Here is a 19,091-nt window from a genome sequence, read left to right on the forward strand (position 1 = left end):
GATCCTTTACGTTACTTGCCTCGGCGCACACTGCGGGTCGTGCGGTTGCTGGAATTACGGAAACTGCTGTCTTTAGAATAATTTGAGCGGAATTTACTGCCAGATTGTGCGCTCGACTTATTTGCTGAGCTCGAACCAGCAGTATTTGCTTTGGGGGCGCTAGTGCTCTCGCGGGAGAGTGCGGTTGAGCCTGTACGCGATTTTGCATAGGGGCTATCGAAGCGCTTTCCTTGAGAATCAAAACGTTTTTTCGTTTCTGCAAAGACTCTAGCTTGAGCTTCTACCTGTTTTGGCGAGGTGTAGCGATATCGGCCAACGTCGTTGTAATAACTATATCCACGGTTACCTGACCAGCGGTCGTAATAGATTGGACGCTGAAAAATGTTGGAGAACATGGAATACATGCCGTACCAAGCCCAGAAAGACATGCCACTAGAGTCAGTCTGCCAACTTCCATAAGCGGGGTTACCCACTAGTTGACTACCAGGGCCATAGTCCTCGGCATTATTGGCAAGGGCCGCCGCTTCACGGCTGATGGCATTGACACGGGCAAGCTTACCCTCTGACATATCTGCGATCACGTTCACCGGATCGGATAGCATGTCGTTATACAGGCTAGGATCGGCTGCTTGATAGAGATTCTCAACCTCGGCTAATTGTTGGTCGAGATCGGTAAAGTTGGCCGAATTTTTGGCATCAGCTAAGCGGCGTTTTAGCGAGGCATACATGGGCCCTTCGGCGGTTGCATCCTTGGCTAATTCATCTACTAATGGCGCCAAATCGGGCTTTTGCTGTTTTAGCAAGCTGCTATATTGCTTGAGCAGATTAGCATTACGCACCTGACCGTCATCAAGCATGGTATTGAGGGTTGTGAGACGCTGCTCTGTGAGTTGTTGATACTTCTCTATTTTCTCCGGCCGATCATCGCCACAACCCGTTAGCGATAAGGTCGCGGCCAAAATGAGCATCGACGTGAGAACACGCATTAGCATTCCTGCCATGTTTTCTCCAAAAGTGCTGAAATAAAACTCAAATATGGGCGGACAATAATAATCAACTTGCCCAATATGTTTGCCTCACAGGTTATAGTACCCTAAACAGCCAAGAAAGAGGGGTTGCTCTCTTGAGGGAACTTAAGTTTTGCCATTTATAGAAACACGCGTTAAGGCATAGCAACTTTGTTAAACCTGATGCGATTTCATTCTATATCATTTGTGACATAATATGTCGATGTTTAAATTTGTTAGGGATTATTATGGCCGTACAAAAAGACAGTAATAAGTCATTGTCTCCCCTCATCACTCAAGCCGCAGAGCGCCATTGGGCACGTCTCGCTGAAGTATGGTCAGAAGGACTGGCAAATTTAACGCCTGCGCAGCAGCAGGAACTAAAAAACGTTTTAGGATTAAGCGATTATATCGCGGTGCAATTAACTCGTTCTCCTGAATGGATCAACACCCTGTTTGCCGATGATTTGCAGCAAGTCGAACGAAAATTGTTTGATGCCCAGTTACGCGAGCTATTAACCAGCGCCACTACCGAAGACATGGCAAAACGCCTATTGCGTCGATTCCGTAATTATCAAATGGTGCGGTTAGCATGGCGAGACTTTTTAGATTACGCCAGCTTAGAGGAGTCTTTGCTCGATCTTTCTGCGCTCGCAGAGGCGTTAGTTATTGGCGCAAGGGATTGGCTTTATAAAGAGATGTGCGCGCAATACGGGACACCAATGGATAAGGCGGGTAATCCTCAACCGCTGTTAATTTTGGGTATGGGAAAACTCGGTGGCCGAGAGCTGAACTTCTCTTCTGATATCGATCTGATTTTTACTTTCCCAGAACATGGTGAAACCGTTGGCGGTCGCCGTAGTCTTGATAATCAACAGTTTTTCATCCGAATGGGACAGAGGCTCGTTAATTTACTCGACCAAATTACTGTTGATGGTTTTGTATTCCGCGTCGATATGCGCCTGCGCCCTTATGGCGAGAGCGGGCCTTTAGTGGTGAGCTTTAGTGGTCTTGAGGATTATTACCAAGAGCAAGGGCGTGATTGGGAGCGCTATGCCATGGTTAAAGCCCGCTCGCTCGGGCCTTGGAATCATTTTTCCGACGAGCTACACAGTTTGTTGCGCCCCTTTGTTTATCGCCGTTATATCGATTTTTCGGCGATTGAATCCCTGCGCAAAATGAAACAACTTATCGCTCAAGAAGTCCGCCGTCGTCAGTTAACCGACAATATTAAGCTCGGTGCGGGAGGGATTCGTGAGGTGGAGTTCGTTGTACAAAGCTTCCAGTTGATCCGTGGTGGTCGTGAACCCTCGCTGCGCCAGCAAAGTCTGTTTGGTGCTATGGGCACCCTTTATAGCCTTGGGCAGTTTGAATATCTGGCGGTCGATGAGCTAAAACACAGTTATTTATTGCTGCGCCGTGTCGAGAATCTTTTGCAAGCGATTGATGATAAACAAACGCAAACCTTGCCGAATAATCCTCTCGATTGGGAGAGGCTTTGTTATGTGCTAGAGATAGCTAATGAAACGGATCTTCGTACCCATATCGAGGCGGCGATGGCGAAAATTCATCGTCACTTTAAGGCTACCGTTGGCGGCGAAGAAGGCGAAGAAAAAGCCGAGCATTGGACAGCGCAGTTGTGGAACGTACAGCAGGATGATCACGCAATCAACTTGTTAGCTGAGCAGCAGATTGATGATGAAAAACTCTGGCCTTTACTGAGTCGTTGGCGTGAAACCGTGACTAAACGCTCGATTGGCCCGCGTGGACGTGAAACTCTTGATAAATTAATGCCAAGGTTGCTCGACGAGCTGCTTAATCAACCTAGCCCGTCGGCGGCTTTTGAGCCCGTGTCTAAAGTGCTTGAGCAAATTTTAACGCGTACTACCTACCTTGAGTTACTGTGCGAAAACCCCGGCGCCCGTCAGCAACTGGTGAGTCTGTGCTGCGCAAGTCCTTGGATTGCGGTGCAACTTGCAAAGTTTCCTATGCTGCTTGATGAGCTTATCGACCCAGCGCATCTATACGATACAACTTCGCTGGATGATTATCCGAGTGAGCTGCGCCAGTATCTGCTGCGGGTACCAGAGGATGATATGGAGCAGCAAATGGAGGCACTGCGTCAATTTAAGTTATCGCAACAACTTAAAATTGCCGCCGCCGATGTCACCGGTGTATTGCCTGTGATGCAGGTGAGTGACCATTTGACTTTTTTGGCTGAAGCCATTATCGAACAAGTGGTGATGCAGGCATGGCAGCAGATAGCGGTGCGCCATGGCGTGCCGAGTTATCTAGCGGAAAGCAGTGATACGGGCTTTGCGGTGATTGGTTACGGCAAGTTAGGGGGTATTGAGCTGGGCTATGGCTCAGATTTAGATTTGGTTTTTCTGTATGAAGCGCCGGAAAATATGACCAATAGCCTAACCAATGGTGATCGACCGATTGAAGTCGGTCATTTTTACCTTAAACTTGCTCAACGTATTCTGCACTTATTTTCGACGCGAACGACCTCGGGTGAGCTGTATGAAGTGGATATGCGCCTGCGTCCTTCGGGGGCATCGGGTCTTATGGTGAGTGAGATCGCCCGCTTTAGTGAATATCAAACCCAAGAGGCGTGGACGTGGGAACATCAAGCGTTAGTGCGTTCACGTTTTGTGTTTGGTGATAATAGCTTGGCTGTCAAGTTTAGCCAAATCCGCGCTTCAGTCTTAGAGCTGCCAAGGGACAAAGACGAGCTTAAAAAAGCGGTACGTGAGATGCGGCAGAAGATGCGCGACCATTTGCTTAAGGTTGCCGAAGGTGAGTTTGATTTAAAACAGAGTCCTGGCGGGATTGCGGATATTGAGTTTATTGCACAATACTTAGTGCTCGCCAATGCCCATGAGTACCCTGAGTTGTCAATTTGGTCAGATAATGTGCGTATCTTCGGCGTGTTGGCTGAGCTTGAGCTCTTGCCACTGATGAGCGCTCAACATTTAACCCAAAGTTATTGCTGGTTAAGGGATGAAAATCATCGTCTAACCCTACAGCAAAAATCAGGGAAGTTGGCTTACGCCGATGTAGCTGCTCATGCGGAGCGGATACTCGCCATTTATCAGACGATACTTGAGTAAGTAAAAACAAGTGAATCAAGTAGTGAGTCGATGCTTGATATAGAGTTGGAGCGAGCTATGCAATTACCTCCTATCCCAGAGAATGAGTTGCAACGTTTAGCCACCTTAAGGGCATTGAATATACTCGATACCGATGCCGAGGAAAGATTTGACAGGATCACTCGGCTGACTCGGCGGATCTTTGCTCTGCCGATTTGCGTGGTGACCTTAGTTGATGCAAATCGTCAATGGTTTAAATCCCGGCAAGGATTAGCGGTGACGGAGACATCAAGGGATGTGTCGTTTTGCGCCCACGCCATTAATCACGATGGTATTTTTATCGTTAACGATGCCTTAACGGATCCCCGTTTTCACGATAATCCTTTAGTCACTCAGTCTCCCCATATTCGTTTTTATGCTGGTTATCCTTTGACTATTCATAGCGAATATCGGGTGGGGACGTTGTGCTTAATTGATAATGAGCCGAGGGAATTTAGCGAAGATGATATCGAAACCTTAACGGATTTGGGGCAGATGGTTGAGGCTGAGTTGTTGTCTATTGCGCAGAATACTTTAGATCCTTTAACGATGATTTCTAATCGGAGAGGATTTGAACTCCTTGCTTATCAATCTCTTGCTAGTTGTCGACGCATGGATTCTCAGGCAGCGTTAGTCTTTTTTGATCTGGATTTTTTTAAAGAGGTCAATGACCGTTTTGGCCATCGCAAGGGCGATCAGGTACTTTATGATTTTGCCCATATTTTAATGGCGGCATTTCGGGAATCCGATGTAATCGCGAGATTAGGTGGTGATGAGTTTGTGGTGCTATTAAGTTTAGTGCAGCCCGATACCGTTGGCTTTGCCATCAAACGATTTCAATTATTACTTGACCAATATAATCAACAACATCCACAGCAAAACCCCTTAAAAACCAGCATAGGTATCGCCCATTGGTCGCCTGATTCGGATATCAATCTTGAGGATTTACTCGATGCTGCCGATAGGGCAATGTATCAAGATAAAGCCGAACATCATTCAAATAACCCTTAATGGTGGATATAAAAAGGGAGACCTGAGTCTCCCTTATGACAAATTGTTATCCGGTAATTTGCATTATCCAGTGTTGGTACAAGGGTAAACCGATTAACACGTTCACCGGAAAGGTAATCCCGAGGGATGCTAGCATAGCGAGTCCGATATTCGCTTCGGGAATGGCGGCTCGTATGGCGGCGGGTGCGGCAATATAAGAGGCACTGGCACTTAAACCTGCAAGCACTAAGATGCTTCCGGCAGGTAACTCGAGCCATAACCCCACTCCAATCCCACACCATGCCAAGACAAAAGGTGTGACGGCGGCAAAAACTAATAAGCGCCACTGCTGCAATGGGAGTGGTAAACAGACTTTCGCTGTGACTAATCCCATCTCCAGTAAAAACAAGGCCAGTAGCGTTTTAAAACCACCTAGTAATACAGGACTAATGGGTGCAAGCCCTGTCGGACCATAAAGCCAACCGATGACGACTCCACCCACTAGGAGTATTACGCCGCGGCTGGTCAAGGCCTCATGCAGTATGCTCGATTGCTGAGTATTAGGCGCTGTAGCTTCTAGCGGCTGTTTAGCGCTTAAATATCGGTGTAACCAGAGCATAACCACAATCGCTGGGAGTTCGAGTAACACCAAATATAAGGTGGTTTCCGGTCTTAATATCATCCCTGATTTTTCCACCATGGCGATAACAACGGCAAATGTGCCTGCGCTGACCGATCCATAATGGGCTGCGATACTGATAGCATCCGTGCGTCCGAGCCGAACTAAGCGCGTGAGCACAGGGTAAAGTACTAATGGGATGATCAAACCCAGTGCAACAACAGCAACGAGTTCAGTGATCTCTAAGTGTTGAGTATGACCATGCAGTGCCATTCCGCCCTTTAACCCTAAGGTCAGCATTAACAAAATGGATAGGGTTTCGTAAATGGCAGGTGGCACTTTAAGGTCGGATTTGACTAAGCCTGCGAGCAAACCTAAGGCGAAAAATGCAATGACAATATCTGGCATAAGTATCTCATTAATAAAGGCATTAATATTTTAAGGCTATCATTTTATTTGAAAACCATTGAACGCTGGAGATTCTGAACCTAATTCGATATATTGAAAAATAAATTATTTGCTAATTAGGTATAGATAATTATCTATGGATAAATCTTCTCAAGGTCAATTAAAACTACGGCATTTGAGTTTTCGGTTACTTGAGGTTTATGTGCAGGTGGTTCGATTGGGCAATATTTCGGCGGCGGCTCGCACCCTGCACCTTACTCAGCCCACAGTGTCACTGCAACTTAAAAAGTTAGCGGATATTTTGGGCGAACCTTTGCTGAACAGTATTGATGGCCGTATGTCGCCAACCTTAATAGGGCAAGAGCTTTACCGAGCCGCCTGCGACACATTGAGCCGCTTTGAAGATTTCGATGCCTTTATCCAGCAAGCCAGAGGTGGCAGCATTGGCCATATCAATATCGGTTTAGTGACTACGGCAAAATATGTGGTACCACGGATTTTAGGGGCGTTTTATCGACAATTTCCGCAGGTCAAAGTGACCTTAAATATCGGTAACCGCGCGCATATTTTGGGACGATTTGAGCGCCAAGAAGATGATTTATATCTCTTCAGTCATCCACCCAGTGGTGAGCAAGTGTTATCGGCGAGGATCATTAAAAATCCGCTGCAGCTTATCGCGCCTAAGGATCATTGGGCGGTTGGCCGTCAACAAGTTCGCTTTAGTGAATTGAAGCAAGAGCGTTTTATTATCCGCGAGCCCGGCTCGGCAACTCGGCTGATGTTTGAATCTTGGTGTAGCGCTCAAGGGATCGCCTTGAGTGAAACGATGCAAATTGAGAGTAATGAAGCGATCCGCTTGAGCGTGGCATCAGGCTTAGGCTTATCGGTTATTTCTGCCCACACCCTACAGGAAGGGCGTGAAAAACCCGCAATCTTGTCAGTGAACGGATTTCCACTGGAGAGTAATTGGTATCTTGTTGGCCGTCGGGACAAGCGTTTGCCCTATGCCGCAATGCAGCTTGTGGCGTTTATGGCGACCCATCTTGCCGAGTGTATCGAACCAGAGTGGGTTGCGGCGGATATTCAGCAGTTAAGTGCTATCTTTGCGCCTGAAAGTTTGTCTCGGTAAAGGGTTACGGTAGAGGTTGACCGCTGCCGCTTCTTCGGGCGTGTTGAGGGTTCAGGATTGTTTTGTGCTGTGGCTCATTTCGATTAGCCGACTATAGGTGCGTCGAAACTCAAAACTGAGGGCGCCGCCTTGGTAGAGATCCATCAGTGGGACGTCGCAGCTTAAATATAAACTGGCATCTTGATCGTATAACTCATCGATAAGGCTGATAAAACGCCGAGCAGGATCATCGTTGGCGGCGTAAGAGAGTTGCCGCTCTCCGGTAGTGGCCGCTTGGTTTGCACCAGTGCCATCCTCAGTGCCGCGGGCGCGGATCCAACTTTTTACTTCGCCGCCCAGTTTGGGAACACCGCTCAGCAATACGATCTTAAATCGACTGGCAATTTCGATGTAATCGAGTTGTGAGCGCGGGCCATCACACAGGGCATAAAAGTCGAACCAAGCGACGGAGGGGAGATGGCCTTCAGCTGTGGCGCGCACGACGGGGATATCCCGCTGGCAGACTCGCAGAGTTCTTGTTTGAACAGTGTTTGCGCCTTGAGTGAGTGTGGTAAAAATACCATCAAAATCCAGTGTGCCACTTAGTCCAATATGGTTTGAGATGGCGGCGATGGCCTCTGCCGACGGTTCGTGATTCAAGGCGTGCAACCTGTGGTCTTGCTCGCCATTCAGATGCAGCATTTGGGTATGGGCTAGGAGCTGGGCAATGCAGGGTAAAAATCTGTGCCTTGCTAGGCCATTTTCATATAAACGTTCGATGGGAATGTTGGATGTGGCAACCAGCACGACTCCATGGGCAAACAAGGTTTCAAACAAACCTGCGAGGATCATGGCATCGCCAATATCTGAGACAAAAAACTCATCGAAGCAGAGTACCTTACACTCCTTTGCTAAATTTTTTGCAATCAATTTAAGGGGATCGCGCTGCCCCGCATGTTCCTTTAAGGCTTGGTGCACTCGCGCCATAAAGCGGTGAAAGTGCAATCTCAGTTTTTCTTGCTGTGGCAGAGCATCAAAGAACAAATCCATCAGAAAGGTTTTACCTCGTCCGACATCGCCCCATAGATATAAACCTTTGAGTGGCTGAGCGTCTGTTCGACCAATAATCTGCTGATACAACTTATCTAAGGCGAGCACTGCCTGCGCCTGCGCGGGATCTTCAATCAGCTCGGCGCCGATTTTGGCTTGATAAATGGCTAATGGTGTTTGGTTTTGAGTTGAGGGTGACAACGGGTTGAAGGTCATGGAATTTGTCATAAATTGAGTCAATTTTAGGCGGTGCTAGGACCAATATGGGTTGAGATATCAGCCCAATCGTCTTCAGCCTAACATAGATTGTTGCAGGGCTAAAATCTTGTCTAAAACACAGCCTGGTTAAATATCAAAGGAATCCAATGCTTTATTATTGAGAACTTTTAACCTAACATCTTTTTCACAAAAATAATGATCTGGAACTAAACCTATGGGTAGCAAAGGCCATAGTGCCACATTTATCAGTGCTTCAACCGCAATTGAAGGTGAGATGCAACTGGCGGGCACGGCATTCGTTGCGGGGGCATTAACAGGTAAGATCCGCGGTGCTGGACTGATTAAAATTGAGTTTGGCGGTGAGATCATGGGTGAAGTGAGTTGTGATGAACTGAGAGTTTGCGGGGTTTTTCGTGGCAAAGTGCGTTGTAATAAGTTAGTGATTGTGAGTTCTGGTGTCGTTGAAGGCGAAGTGTTGAGCCATCAATTAGAGATTTATGAGGGCGGACAATTTATCGGTCAGCGCCTAAAAAATACTGAATTGGATCATTTGCCCGACTTACTTCAGACCTTAGCGCCAGACGTTATTGCTTCCAATGCGAAAACCGCTCACGTTAACGCCTTATATGCCAGCGAGCCTAAAGATCATCGGCAGGGAGTACACAAATGGTTGTCCTATGGTGCTGCTGCAGTTGCGCTCATCGCGGTTGCTGGAATGATGGCACCAACACCGTTGACTTCATGGTTCACAACCCTTGGTCAAACGGCTTCAACGTCAGTGAGTACTGAGCAGAGTCCGTCAGTGACAACTGAGTCTATGTTGTTATCGCCAGTAAAAGATGACTCTTTAGCGCCGAATGGCGTTATGGCCGCTACCGATAACGAGTCGCAAAATGCTGCATTGATAACCTCGGATAAGGTCGAGACCAGCAGTGCTGAAAATCATCAAGCCCATACGAATATCGACTCGGGCGCTGCTATGGAAGACTTAGCGCAAATGGAACAAGGCCATGCCCAAATGTTACAGCAAGGCAACGTGAGTGATGTTCCTAAGGATAAATTATAACGATATTAATCATTCACCTTGACCTCCTCTAGTTGCCATCCCGGCAGCTTAGCTGAGAGATCCGCCGAGATCTTGGCGACATCTCCCCGTAAAATGATTAAAGGTTCACCATAAAACGCTTGTTGTGCTAATTGCATCAACTGATTGGGCGATAGCGCCTGCAGTTTAAGGTTTATGGCTTGTATTGATTGTGGATCTAATCTAAGCACCTGTTGATGAATAAATTGGGTTTCGCTCAGGTTAGGATTATCTTGCGTTAACAAGGCTTCGCCAATCAGATAGGTTTTTAGGGCGGCTAATTCCCCTTCGCTTGAAGGCGTTGAAGCCAGCAGTTTCAAATGATCTAAGATCCCCACCACAAAGGCGCCCGTATGTTCTATTGCCGTGCTGCCATAAAACTTGATGCTAGTGGAGAGTGGTGCATTGGCGCACTGACCATAGATCCCGTAGGTCAAACCGCGCTTTTCTCGCAAATCGTAATAGAGTCGTCCGGAAAAACTGCGTCCTAAGAGTGCGGCTAAGCTGCGGCAAGCTAACGGCATATCCCGCGCTGACAAATGCTTATCGTCGAGGGCATACCCTATTCGCATTTGTGTTTGCACACTACCCGGTGCATCAATCAAATACAGCGTGCGGGATTGTGGTGGCTTTTGAGTGTTGATGAGGTGTGATGATGAGTGCGTATTTATGCGAGTGGGCCAATGGCTGAGGCTCTGCTTAATATCAAACTCGGTTTGCGCATGATTAGGTAAGAATAACTGCCAGTTTGCCTGAGCAAAGGTGTTCTGCTGTAGCCGCGACAGTTCGCTTAGGCTAAGTGAGTCAAACAAGGCCTGATTGTTGATGTTCTTGTTGTAGGGATGTGCTGTCCCTAGGAGTTTGTCCCGCCAGACTTTATCGATTTCGGCGCCACTAAAGGCATTTAAATGCTTATTAAGCTTCAATTGACGACGAATATTATCGATATCGATTGCCGCCGCTTCACTAAATGCATCGGGTTGCCAAAACTGTATCAGTAACTGGTAGAGATGATTAGCTGATGCGGGGCACGTTAAGCTGATATTAATGCTATGCAGCGTGACTCGAGTTTCGAAGGTTTCAAGGCAAGCATCGGCTTGGGTCAGCGCTAGGCTACGAGCTTTTTCCTGAAAGGCGACTTGTAAAATATCAGGATTATCAAAGGGTATAGTGGGGCTAATTGCTACTAGGCTCATTCTGTTACTAAGGTTTTGAGTCGCGCTAGTCGTACGCTGTAACTGGTAAGGTAGGGTGACGCCATTGGGGGTGACATCAATAAAAGGTTGCTCATTGGGAAGATAAATATTCCCGACTTGAGGTAGGTTGGGTTGGGTATCAAAGTTTGCCAAACTGGGCGCTTGAGTTGGGGTAAAGCTAAGCGGTGTCTGCTGACAGGCACCCAGTATGACAGCAATAAGACCAATACTCATGGTTTGCAGTGCGTTAGATAATCTTGATGTTGGCATTAAGCAGTTGTAGCTGAATGTTTTCATCATAGCACTGCATCCTCTAAATCGTCGCTAATACCTGCGGGTAACCATTCGAGTAAGGTTTTTCCAAAGCGGATATACCAAGGCGGTAACAGATCAACCCTGACCATATTGGGAGTAAAGTATTGCAGGGCAACGCGCTGGATATCCGCTGTGGTTACTGCGTTAACCCTTTCCCATTGCGCCGTTAAGGGATGGGCTTGATCCTGTTTGTCGGTGGCTGATAGTAAGGTGGCTAGGGATTGAGTGTTGTCGAGCTGCCCCAAACGCTGGTTTAACCAGGTTTGTTTGAGCTGACAAAGTGTTGCATCACTTATGCGAGTTTGTTGGGTTTGCTTAACTAACGCTAAGATCATGTCGGTTAGCGCATTAAGGGAGGTTTTTGCCCTTGGCACTAATACCAGATTGGTTATGCCATGATTTTCTAGCTCAAAGGGCAGTGAATAACTCAGCATTTGTGCCGGATCGTGCTGGCTGATTTGTGCGAGGGCGCTGCGAGTATTTTGAAATAAATAGCCTTCGAGCAGGCGTATAGCGGCAGCATCGGGATGATTTTTACCTACCGTATGCCACGCAAGCAGTAAGCCGGGCCAAGGACCACGTTCATCGATAAGCTCCGCATGCACGGGCTTAGGGTTGATTTTTAGCTCGTCAAATTTGGCAATCGGCTGATTAGGCGTGGGCCAAGCACTAAAGTGTTGTGCTATAAGCGACTTGACGTCGGAGGGAAGTGTGCCGACCAGAGATAACTGCATCGCATCGGGACGATAATGGGCGCGGTGAAAGGCGATTAACCGCTCGGGACTTGCCTGAGTAATATCCTCACGGCTACCGATAATACCGTGGCCATAGGGCGTATCTTTAACCTGTGCTAGCAGAAATTCCATCGCACTACGCACATAGGGTTGATTATCTATGGTCTGCGCCATCTCTTGGAGCACGGTTTCTTGCTGATTTTTCACTGTGGTTTCGGTCAAATCGGGGCGAATAAAACGATCGGCCTCGAGGAACAAGCCCAAGGCGAGGGCTTGGCTCGGCAGAGTGACATAGTAATTGGTGTAATCGAAGTGGGTGCTGGCATTAAAGCGGGCGCCTAAGGCGCTTAGCTGTTGTGCATAGGTGTCGCCGGGTGCCTGTTCACTGCCCTTGAATAACATATGCTCGAACAAATGCGCGTATCCCGTTTGCCCCTTAGTCTCGTTGCGCGCCCCCACAGTAAATTGGCTGGCAATGGTGAGGGTGTGTTTATCCTCAAGGGGCAATAAGTGTACGGTAAGGCCATTCGCGAGGGAGTAAGTTTCGATGCGTGATTCTAATTGATATAGCGTTGCAGCGCCTTCGATTTGACATTGTGCCTTGAGCGCTGGACTAAGCAGCATTACCAATATAGCAAGTCCAAGGCGGGTGTGTGTGTTCATTTGGCATCCCATCTCAATTTCCGATTGATGGCATAACGCAGTGATGGTGTTGGCGCGTCAGACACTCGTCGGATTTCATCTAAATCAGTTGAATAGCATTCAGTTTTTGTAAAGAGCTGCTATGATGGCACAGTTCTTTTTCTGGCATAAGTACAAGATATGGTAAGCAGATCTCCGTTCGAATCCTTTCAGTGGAAAAGCGATATTTTTAACTGTGAAAGCACTGATATCGATAATTTTTATCTACAGCTTGAGCAGGAAATGTCCCGTTTGGGGATGGTTGAGAAAAAACTCGGTGACGTGGGTAAATACAGTGTCAGTCTGTATCAGTCACCTGCCGCGAAATCTGGCTTACCTTCGTTATTGATCAGCGCAGGATTTCACGGTGAAGAGTCAGCTGGTCCTTGGGGATTACTGCACTTTTTAAGTGAGGCATCAGTCGAATTATTCGAACGGGTAAACTTAAGTATTTTGCCTTTGGTGAATCCGACGGGGTTTAAACGCGGCCACCGATTTAACAAATTTGGTGAAAACCCTAACCGAGGCTTTGTATTTGAAAACGGTAAACCTAAGGCAAATGAGAGCACCTCAGTTGAAGGTAAATTACTGTTAGAACACGCACAATTACTGATTGCAGCGAGTCGTGATGGTATTTTAACCTGCCATGAAGACGTCTTAAGTCATGAAGCTTATGTTTATTCTTTTGAGCCAAGCCAAGTGCCTGGACGTTTTAGTCTCGATTTACGCGATACGCTGGCAGGATATTTCCCCATTGCTGTTGATGGTGAGATTGATGGTTGCCCGGTTAAAGATGGCTTGATTTTCAATCATTTCGATACGTCGTTTGAGGCATGTTTAGTGCGCAGTGGCGCGCGTGTTGGCGCCTGTACCGAAACGCCAGCGTTGCAAAACTTTGATCAACGGGTGTTAGCAAATAGCGCGGCAATGACCCACTTCTTAGCGCTATGCGCGCCTTTATGTGATTGATTACAAAGCTTCATTGCAACCAATATAAAAATACCCGCCAAGGCGGGTATTTTTATAGAGTAAGCAGCGTTAACACGCCCTAGCCATACAACTATTGATTAATAATTGTCGGTACGCCTGTGCGCTCGTCCAGTAGCTTTTTGATCACGCTGGAGTCGGTATCAGCTTTGGCAATAAACTTAGCGATGTCTTTTGGTAAAGCAATTGCCACAGGCTCGTTTGACTCAAACTCAGCAATAGTGCGTGATAGCGGCTGATGCACGGCTAAATAACGCTTTCCATCTGGCTCTTCGGTCGCTTTAATCGGTTGGTTCACAAATTGTACACGTGTTCCAACTGGCACGGTTTTGAACAGATGTTCAATGTCATCGTGACGTAAACGCACGCAGCCTTGGCTAACACGTAAACCAATACCGAAGCTTGCGTTGGTACCATGGATGGCATACAAGTTACCAATGTAGAGTGCATACAGTCCCATTGGGTTATCTGGACCTGCTGGCCATACCGCTGGCAGAATTTCGCCCCTTGCCGCATATTCTTTACGAATGCGTGGCGTTGGTGTCCATGTCGGGTTAGCACGTTTACGTTGCACGCTGGTTACCCAGTTTTCTGGCGTGTCTTTACCAATTTGGCCAATACCGATAGGTAGAACTTCCACGGTATTTTTGCCTTTTGGATAGTAATACAGACGCATTTCAGCAACGTTGATTACTATGCCTTCACGTGGCGCATTGGGCAGAATTAATTGTTTAGGAATTAACAATTTACTGCCTGGCTTTGGAAGAAACGGATCAACACCAGGGTTTGCTTCCAGCAAGTTGCTTAGGCCGAGTTGGAACTGAGCGGCAATATCTTCGAGGGTATGTTTACCCTCTGGCACTGTGTAATACAGGTTCTCGCCAACTAACCGGCTCTTAGAAGACGGTAAATGGTATTCCGTTGCTAAAGCGGAGAGACTTGGAAAAACCAAAGTCAATAATAAAGCTGTGGTGCGAAGCATACTCATAAGCGGATACTACGATTCCTGTTAATAAAATAACCTGTTTTACGCGGCAGTTTCTTCCCAAAATCGGGCGGCAAATTGTAATACACAATGCACTGGCGCGCGAAGCTCGCATCCTTCCTTATTTTGGATATTATTTCAACTGAAATATGGTTCATAAAGCGTATTTATTGCTTATTTTAGCTTTAAACGTTTTGCGAGCCGATGCAGATTGCCTGGGTCAACTCCTAATGTCCTTGCCGTGGCAGCCCAATTGCCAGTATGTGTGGTAAAGACTTGTTTGATGTAGTCGCGCTGAAATGTGTCGGTTGCTAGGGATAAGCTAACAAACTCTTGCTGGATTTGCGTTGCATAGCTCAACGACGTGATTGCCAATGAACTCATTTTTGAGGTGTTAAGTGTAACAGGTAAATCGAAATGTTGTGGCGCAATGGTGCAGCAGCCGTCCTGTGCGGTTACGCGTGCTAGAACTGTCGCCCTATGGATAGCGTGTTCCAGTTCGCGTACATTACCCGGCCAAGTATATTGATTGAGCAAGAGTAGGCTACTGTTGCTGAAGTTAAGTTGTTTCATCCCGAGTTTTTGCCTGTAGCGTTCAGCAAAGAATCCGCTCAGAAGTGTGATGTCCTGTTCGCGCTCCCGTAAGGGCGGAACCAGTATCGGAAAAACACTTAACCTATGGTAAAGGTCTGCCCTAAAACGACCTGCAAGCACTTCTGTTTTAAGATCTTTATTGGTTGCGGCTATGATGCGAACATCGACTTTTAGGCTGCGATCATCACCTACCTTTTGTATGTCGCCATATTGTAATACTCGCAATAACTTGGCTTGGAGTGTGAGGGGCAGTTCGCCAATCTCGTCTAGAAAGAGTGTCCCTTTGTCGGCCATTTCAAATTTGCCACTGCGATGGCTAATTGCACCTGTAAACGCACCTTTGATATGACCAAAGAGTTCGCTTTCGGCAACCGATTCGGGGAGTGCTGCACAATTTAGATAGACCAATGGTTTACTGGATCTTGCAGATTTTTGATGTATCGCCTGGGCGACTAACTCCTTGCCTGTACCGGTCTCGCCCAAGATCAGCACATTCAGATCGCTATGGGCTACGACTTCAATCTCTCGGTTCAAACTTTGCATTAAGGGCGAATGGCCAATGATTTCGGCATTCTGGCTCAGGTTAGGGCTATTTTCTTGTGCATGGGTTGAATGGCTGTTTAGGGCCATACGTTCAAGTTTTTCAACCAGTAAAGCATTACTTAAAGATGCTGCTGCAATGGCACTTAAACTGCGTAGCTCGGCATTGCTGAATTGATCAAATTGCAGAGGATTAAAAGCATCGATAGTTACGGCCCCGATAAGCTGTTCATCGGCAAATAACGGTAGTCCGATACAGGCATGCACTTTTAATGCGCCTGTTTGATTGGGGATTAAACCATCGTAAGGGTCTGCAAGTTCGCTGTCAGCTGGGAAGCGCACTATATCCCCCGCACGGGCAATAGCCTCAAGCCTTGGGTGCTCATTAAGGATAAAACGTCTGCCTAGTACGTCATCATTCAAACCATCGATGGCGAGTGGGGTAAAATACTGACCATGAAACGTGAGTAGCGCAGCGGCATCACAGTGTAAGTTTTCTCTAACGGTGTTGAGCAGCCGTGAGAATCGGTCTCTATGGGCTAAACCTGAGGTGATATCGAGGGCGATACGGGTAAGATCGGTTTGACTAAGGGCCATAAAAACTCCAGCAGCTAGATTACCCTGATTTATACCATTGATTGTTATATTGACACATGTAGTTTAAACACGACTAACAGCAAAATGTATGCAGGAATGACTCACCGCAACGTAGCTGCTAGAGATTAGGCAACCAAGGTGCCAGCAATGGCACCTTGGTGTGGGACTAACCGGTATTTAGTCTGGTGTTAGTGGTCTGGTAGTAATTGTTCCCCTTGTAACTTTGCAGGTTTATTCAGGGCTTTTCTAATTAAGTCAAATAAGAAGGTGCCCATCAATAATCCGCCGATACTGAAGATGATATCCCCAAACATACGCATCCATACCAGTCTTTCAACCAGCGGACTATGAATGACCTCTGGCGAGCGGGCATACCAATAGCCGTGGTCGATGACCGCAAAAAACTGCGTAATCCCTACAGGTAATAGTGACATAAACACCATAGCCGCTAGGCCAATATTGAGGCTCCAGAAGGCGCCTTTGAGCATTTTGTCATTCCACTGCATATTGCCAGTTAGACCGCGCAGACAGAAAAGCATTAATCCCATGCCGAGCATGCCATAAACCCCCATAAAGGCGGCGTGACCATGTGTGGCAGTGGTATTTAACCCTTGAATGTAATAGAGCGAGATTGGCGGGTTGATTAAGAAGCCTAGCATACCGGCACCGACTAAGTTCCAAAACGCGGTAGCCACAAAGAACATAATCGCCCAGTGATAACGCTGCATCCATGGACTGGCTTTACGCAAGCGGTAGGTTTCCATTGCTTCAAAACCTATGATGGCTAAAGGCACCACTTCTAAGGCCGAGAAAATTGCGCCCCAGGCGATAACCGAGGTTGGTGTGCCAGTAAAATAGAGGTGGTGTAAAGTGCCGATTAAACCACCGGTTAAGAAGATTACCGTTGTAAACAAGACCGCACCGTTGGCGCTACGGCCACGGATTAAGCCCAAACGTACCAGCATTAAGGCGATAACGGCAGTCGCAAAGGTTTCGAAGAAGCCCTCAACCCACAGATGTACTACCCACCAACGCCAGTATTCTGCAATCGCTAAGTTGGAGTGTTTGCCCATAAAGAGGCCGGCGCCATAGAACAAACCAATTGCGACGCAGGAGGCATAGAGTACCCAAATAACAGGGCGCATCTCGCCTTGAACTTTGAGGGCGGGTTTGATGGCGGCGGTGACTAGGGCGAGCCAAATCAATAACCCAACGAGGAGTAAGATTTGCCATACTCGACCAAGATCTATGTATTCATATCCTTGATGGCCAAAGAGAAAGTTCATATCGAGGTCAAAATACTGTTGTACCCCAATCCATTCGCCCGCCATTGAACCGAGCACAACCACCACTAAGGCTACCCAGAGTACGTTAACGCCTATTCGTTGATATTTGGGTTCATAGCCCGATAACGCAGGTGCAATATACAGCCCTGTACCTAACCAAGCAGTTGCGATCCAAAATACGGCTAATTGGGTGTGCCAAGTACGCGTTACTGAATAGGGGAGTATTTCCGCAATAGGTAAACCATAAAACTCTTGGCCTTCTACCGCATAGTGAGCGGTAATACCTCCGAGTAAAATTTGCAGTAAAAAGAGACCTATCGCCGTAATGAAGTATTTGCCGACGGCTTTTTGTGAAGCGGTTGGTTTAGTGAAAAACAGCGGGTCTTGTTCCGACGGCTTAGGCAGGCTTTCGTGCTTACCGCTGGCATGGTGCCATAGCAATCCACCAATACCCGCTATCAGGGTCACGATACTGAGTATCGACCAGACAATATTATCCGAGGTGGGAGTATTGCCTAATTGAGGATCGAACGGCCAGTTATTGGTGTATGTATAGGGGGCATCGGGGCGTTCAGTGATGGCAGCCCAAGCCCCCCAAAATAGGAACGCATTAAGTTGTTCACGGCGTGTAACATCGGGCACTGTGCCCTCTTTCATGGCGTATTGTTCGCGTAGTGAACTGAGTTTAGGGTCATCACCAAACAAGGATAAATAGTGTTGATTAACCGTGCGAATTGCTTCTACCCGTGTGGTCGATAGCCTGATAAGCTGAGTACCATCGATCTGTTGTTCAACACTGTTATGGCGTAAATCATCCCTTAATGCTTGTTCAAGCCCCGCTTTTTCTTGGGAACCTAGTTGCTCGAAAGGCGTTTGATATTGTTGCTTGGCGCGCAGGTCGAGCCAAGCTTGGGCTTCTCTATGTAACCAGTCTGCGGTCCAATCGGGGGCGACATAGGAGCCATGTCCCCAAATCGAACCGAGTTGATGGCCGCCCATTGAGCGCCATACTAATTGACCTTGTTCTATATCATGTTCACTAAAGATAACTTGGCCATTCACATCGACAAATGCACTGGGAATGGGTGGTTTTTCTCGATAAATTTCACTGCCTACGCTCAGTAGTACAGTAAATGAGGCAATCAACACTAATAATAGTGCGATAGCGGTGAGTTTTTGTTTGCTCATAAATCCCCTTAATCCAACGTCATTTTGATACCTGTAATTTGCTATTGCGCAATATGTGCCAAGTATTTTTGTTATTGAAAATAAAGGAAAAAAATTTAATTTAAATTCTTAGTAGTGTCTTTTTGATAGCAATAAAGGTTGTCACAATGACATTAATTGTCTTTATGACAGTCATTGGTGGGCCAATGTTGATAACACAATGAACTATTCAATTTAATGTGCTCTTTCAAGGTATTGCGGCGATAAATATAGTTAGGTGTATGTTTTTATCGATATAGTGTCTTTTTAGATGGTTACCGATATTTTTTTGATTAAAAATGGAAAGTTTGTGTCGGATTTATTTTTTAAAGAACTTGATAAATATAGGCTTTA

Annotated in this window: 13 protein-coding genes; 5 read left to right on the plus strand and 8 right to left on the minus strand. The window is 46.9% G+C overall.

Annotated features, from left to right (window positions below; translation table 11 throughout):
• Positions 1–11: 11 nt before the first annotated feature.
• On the minus strand, positions 12–1,001 hold the full coding sequence (locus MMG82_RS17860) for a hypothetical protein (RefSeq protein WP_047539560.1): 990 nt from the start codon (positions 999–1,001) through the stop codon (positions 12–14).
• A 254-nt stretch (positions 1,002–1,255) separates the two neighbouring features.
• On the opposite strand from MMG82_RS17860, the gene glnE reads away from it, so the two are divergent.
• Positions 1,256–4,120, plus strand: coding sequence for a bifunctional [glutamate--ammonia ligase]-adenylyl-L-tyrosine phosphorylase/[glutamate--ammonia-ligase] adenylyltransferase (glnE, locus tag MMG82_RS17865; protein ID WP_047539561.1), 2,865 nt, complete (start codon positions 1,256–1,258; stop codon positions 4,118–4,120).
• 57 nt (positions 4,121–4,177) lie between these two features.
• Positions 4,178–5,149, plus strand: coding sequence for a sensor domain-containing diguanylate cyclase (locus MMG82_RS17870; RefSeq protein ID WP_047539564.1), 972 nt, complete (start codon positions 4,178–4,180; stop codon positions 5,147–5,149).
• Between the two features lie 46 nt (positions 5,150–5,195).
• Here MMG82_RS17870 and MMG82_RS17875 read toward each other — a convergent pair whose 3' ends face one another.
• A complete protein-coding gene (locus tag MMG82_RS17875; RefSeq protein WP_047539566.1) occupies positions 5,196–6,155 on the minus strand; it encodes a sodium-dependent bicarbonate transport family permease in 960 nt (319 codons plus the stop codon).
• A 136-nt stretch (positions 6,156–6,291) separates the two neighbouring features.
• On the opposite strand from MMG82_RS17875, the gene MMG82_RS17880 reads away from it, so the two are divergent.
• The gene (locus tag MMG82_RS17880; RefSeq protein ID WP_047539568.1) at positions 6,292–7,284 is read left to right on the plus strand and encodes a LysR family transcriptional regulator; all 993 of its coding nucleotides are present in this window, start codon (positions 6,292–6,294) and stop codon (positions 7,282–7,284) included.
• 51 nt (positions 7,285–7,335) lie between these two features.
• Here the strand turns inward: MMG82_RS17880 and zapE are convergent, their stop codons facing one another.
• Positions 7,336–8,541, minus strand: a complete 1,206-nt coding sequence (zapE, locus tag MMG82_RS17885; RefSeq protein ID WP_047539570.1) for a cell division protein ZapE — start codon at positions 8,539–8,541, stop codon at positions 7,336–7,338.
• Between the two features lie 205 nt (positions 8,542–8,746).
• Between zapE and MMG82_RS17890 the strand changes: the two genes are divergently transcribed.
• Entirely contained in the window at positions 8,747–9,598 is an 852-nt protein-coding gene (locus MMG82_RS17890; RefSeq protein WP_047539572.1) for a polymer-forming cytoskeletal protein, read from the plus strand.
• Between the two features lie 5 nt (positions 9,599–9,603).
• On the opposite strand, the gene MMG82_RS17895 is transcribed toward MMG82_RS17890, so the two are convergent.
• Both MMG82_RS17895 and MMG82_RS17900 read right to left on the minus strand, forming a co-directional pair.
• Positions 9,604–11,082, minus strand: coding sequence for an insulinase family protein (locus MMG82_RS17895; protein ID WP_156143267.1), 1,479 nt, complete (start codon positions 11,080–11,082; stop codon positions 9,604–9,606).
• A gap of 26 nt (positions 11,083–11,108) precedes the next feature.
• On the minus strand, positions 11,109–12,524 hold the full coding sequence (locus tag MMG82_RS17900; RefSeq protein WP_047539576.1) for a pitrilysin family protein: 1,416 nt from the start codon (positions 12,522–12,524) through the stop codon (positions 11,109–11,111).
• Between the two features lie 159 nt (positions 12,525–12,683).
• On the opposite strand from MMG82_RS17900, the gene MMG82_RS17905 reads away from it, so the two are divergent.
• Complete coding sequence (locus MMG82_RS17905; RefSeq protein ID WP_037421721.1) at positions 12,684–13,511, plus strand: M14 family metallocarboxypeptidase; 828 nt, start codon at positions 12,684–12,686, stop codon at positions 13,509–13,511.
• 91 nt (positions 13,512–13,602) lie between these two features.
• Here the strand turns inward: MMG82_RS17905 and MMG82_RS17910 are convergent, their stop codons facing one another.
• The 3 genes from MMG82_RS17910 to MMG82_RS17920 all read right to left on the minus strand — a co-directional run bounded on the left by MMG82_RS17910 (position 13,603) and on the right by MMG82_RS17920 (position 18,719).
• Positions 13,603–14,517 (minus strand): L,D-transpeptidase family protein, encoded by a 915-nt coding sequence (locus MMG82_RS17910; protein WP_047539578.1) that lies wholly within the window; start codon positions 14,515–14,517, stop codon positions 13,603–13,605.
• A 171-nt stretch (positions 14,518–14,688) separates the two neighbouring features.
• A complete protein-coding gene (gene norR / locus MMG82_RS17915; RefSeq protein WP_047539579.1) occupies positions 14,689–16,245 on the minus strand; it encodes a nitric oxide reductase transcriptional regulator NorR in 1,557 nt (518 codons plus the stop codon).
• Between the two features lie 188 nt (positions 16,246–16,433).
• Complete coding sequence (locus MMG82_RS17920; RefSeq protein WP_047539581.1) at positions 16,434–18,719, minus strand: nitric-oxide reductase large subunit; 2,286 nt, start codon at positions 18,717–18,719, stop codon at positions 16,434–16,436.
• Positions 18,720–19,091: the final 372 nt, after the last annotated feature.

Origin of the sequence: Shewanella sp. MM_2022_3 (assembly GCF_022557375.1) — a bacterium.
GTDB lineage: Bacteria > Pseudomonadota > Gammaproteobacteria > Enterobacterales > Shewanellaceae > Shewanella > Shewanella xiamenensis.

What these genes read in the sequence shown, in the direction of transcription:
- MMG82_RS17895 (WP_156143267.1), bottom strand. Translation starts at nt 11,082, where the DNA reads ATGCCAACATCAAGATTATCTAACGCACTGCAAACCATGAGTATTGGT.
- MMG82_RS17860 (WP_047539560.1), bottom strand. Translation starts at nt 1,001, where the DNA reads ATGGCAGGAATGCTAATGCGTGTTCTCACGTCGATGCTCATTTTGGCC.
- glnE (WP_047539561.1), top strand. Translation starts at nt 1,256, where the DNA reads ATGGCCGTACAAAAAGACAGTAATAAGTCATTGTCTCCCCTCATCACT.
- MMG82_RS17880 (WP_047539568.1), top strand. Translation starts at nt 6,292, where the DNA reads ATGGATAAATCTTCTCAAGGTCAATTAAAACTACGGCATTTGAGTTTT.
- MMG82_RS17875 (WP_047539566.1), bottom strand. Translation starts at nt 6,155, where the DNA reads ATGCCAGATATTGTCATTGCATTTTTCGCCTTAGGTTTGCTCGCAGGC.
- MMG82_RS17870 (WP_047539564.1), top strand. Translation starts at nt 4,178, where the DNA reads ATGCAATTACCTCCTATCCCAGAGAATGAGTTGCAACGTTTAGCCACC.
- norR (WP_047539579.1), bottom strand. Translation starts at nt 16,245, where the DNA reads ATGGCCCTTAGTCAAACCGATCTTACCCGTATCGCCCTCGATATCACC.
- MMG82_RS17910 (WP_047539578.1), bottom strand. Translation starts at nt 14,517, where the DNA reads ATGAGTATGCTTCGCACCACAGCTTTATTATTGACTTTGGTTTTTCCA.
- MMG82_RS17900 (WP_047539576.1), bottom strand. Translation starts at nt 12,524, where the DNA reads ATGAACACACACACCCGCCTTGGACTTGCTATATTGGTAATGCTGCTT.
- MMG82_RS17920 (WP_047539581.1), bottom strand. Translation starts at nt 18,719, where the DNA reads ATGAGCAAACAAAAACTCACCGCTATCGCACTATTATTAGTGTTGATT.
- zapE (WP_047539570.1), bottom strand. Translation starts at nt 8,541, where the DNA reads ATGACAAATTCCATGACCTTCAACCCGTTGTCACCCTCAACTCAAAAC.
- MMG82_RS17890 (WP_047539572.1), top strand. Translation starts at nt 8,747, where the DNA reads ATGGGTAGCAAAGGCCATAGTGCCACATTTATCAGTGCTTCAACCGCA.
- MMG82_RS17905 (WP_037421721.1), top strand. Translation starts at nt 12,684, where the DNA reads ATGGTAAGCAGATCTCCGTTCGAATCCTTTCAGTGGAAAAGCGATATT.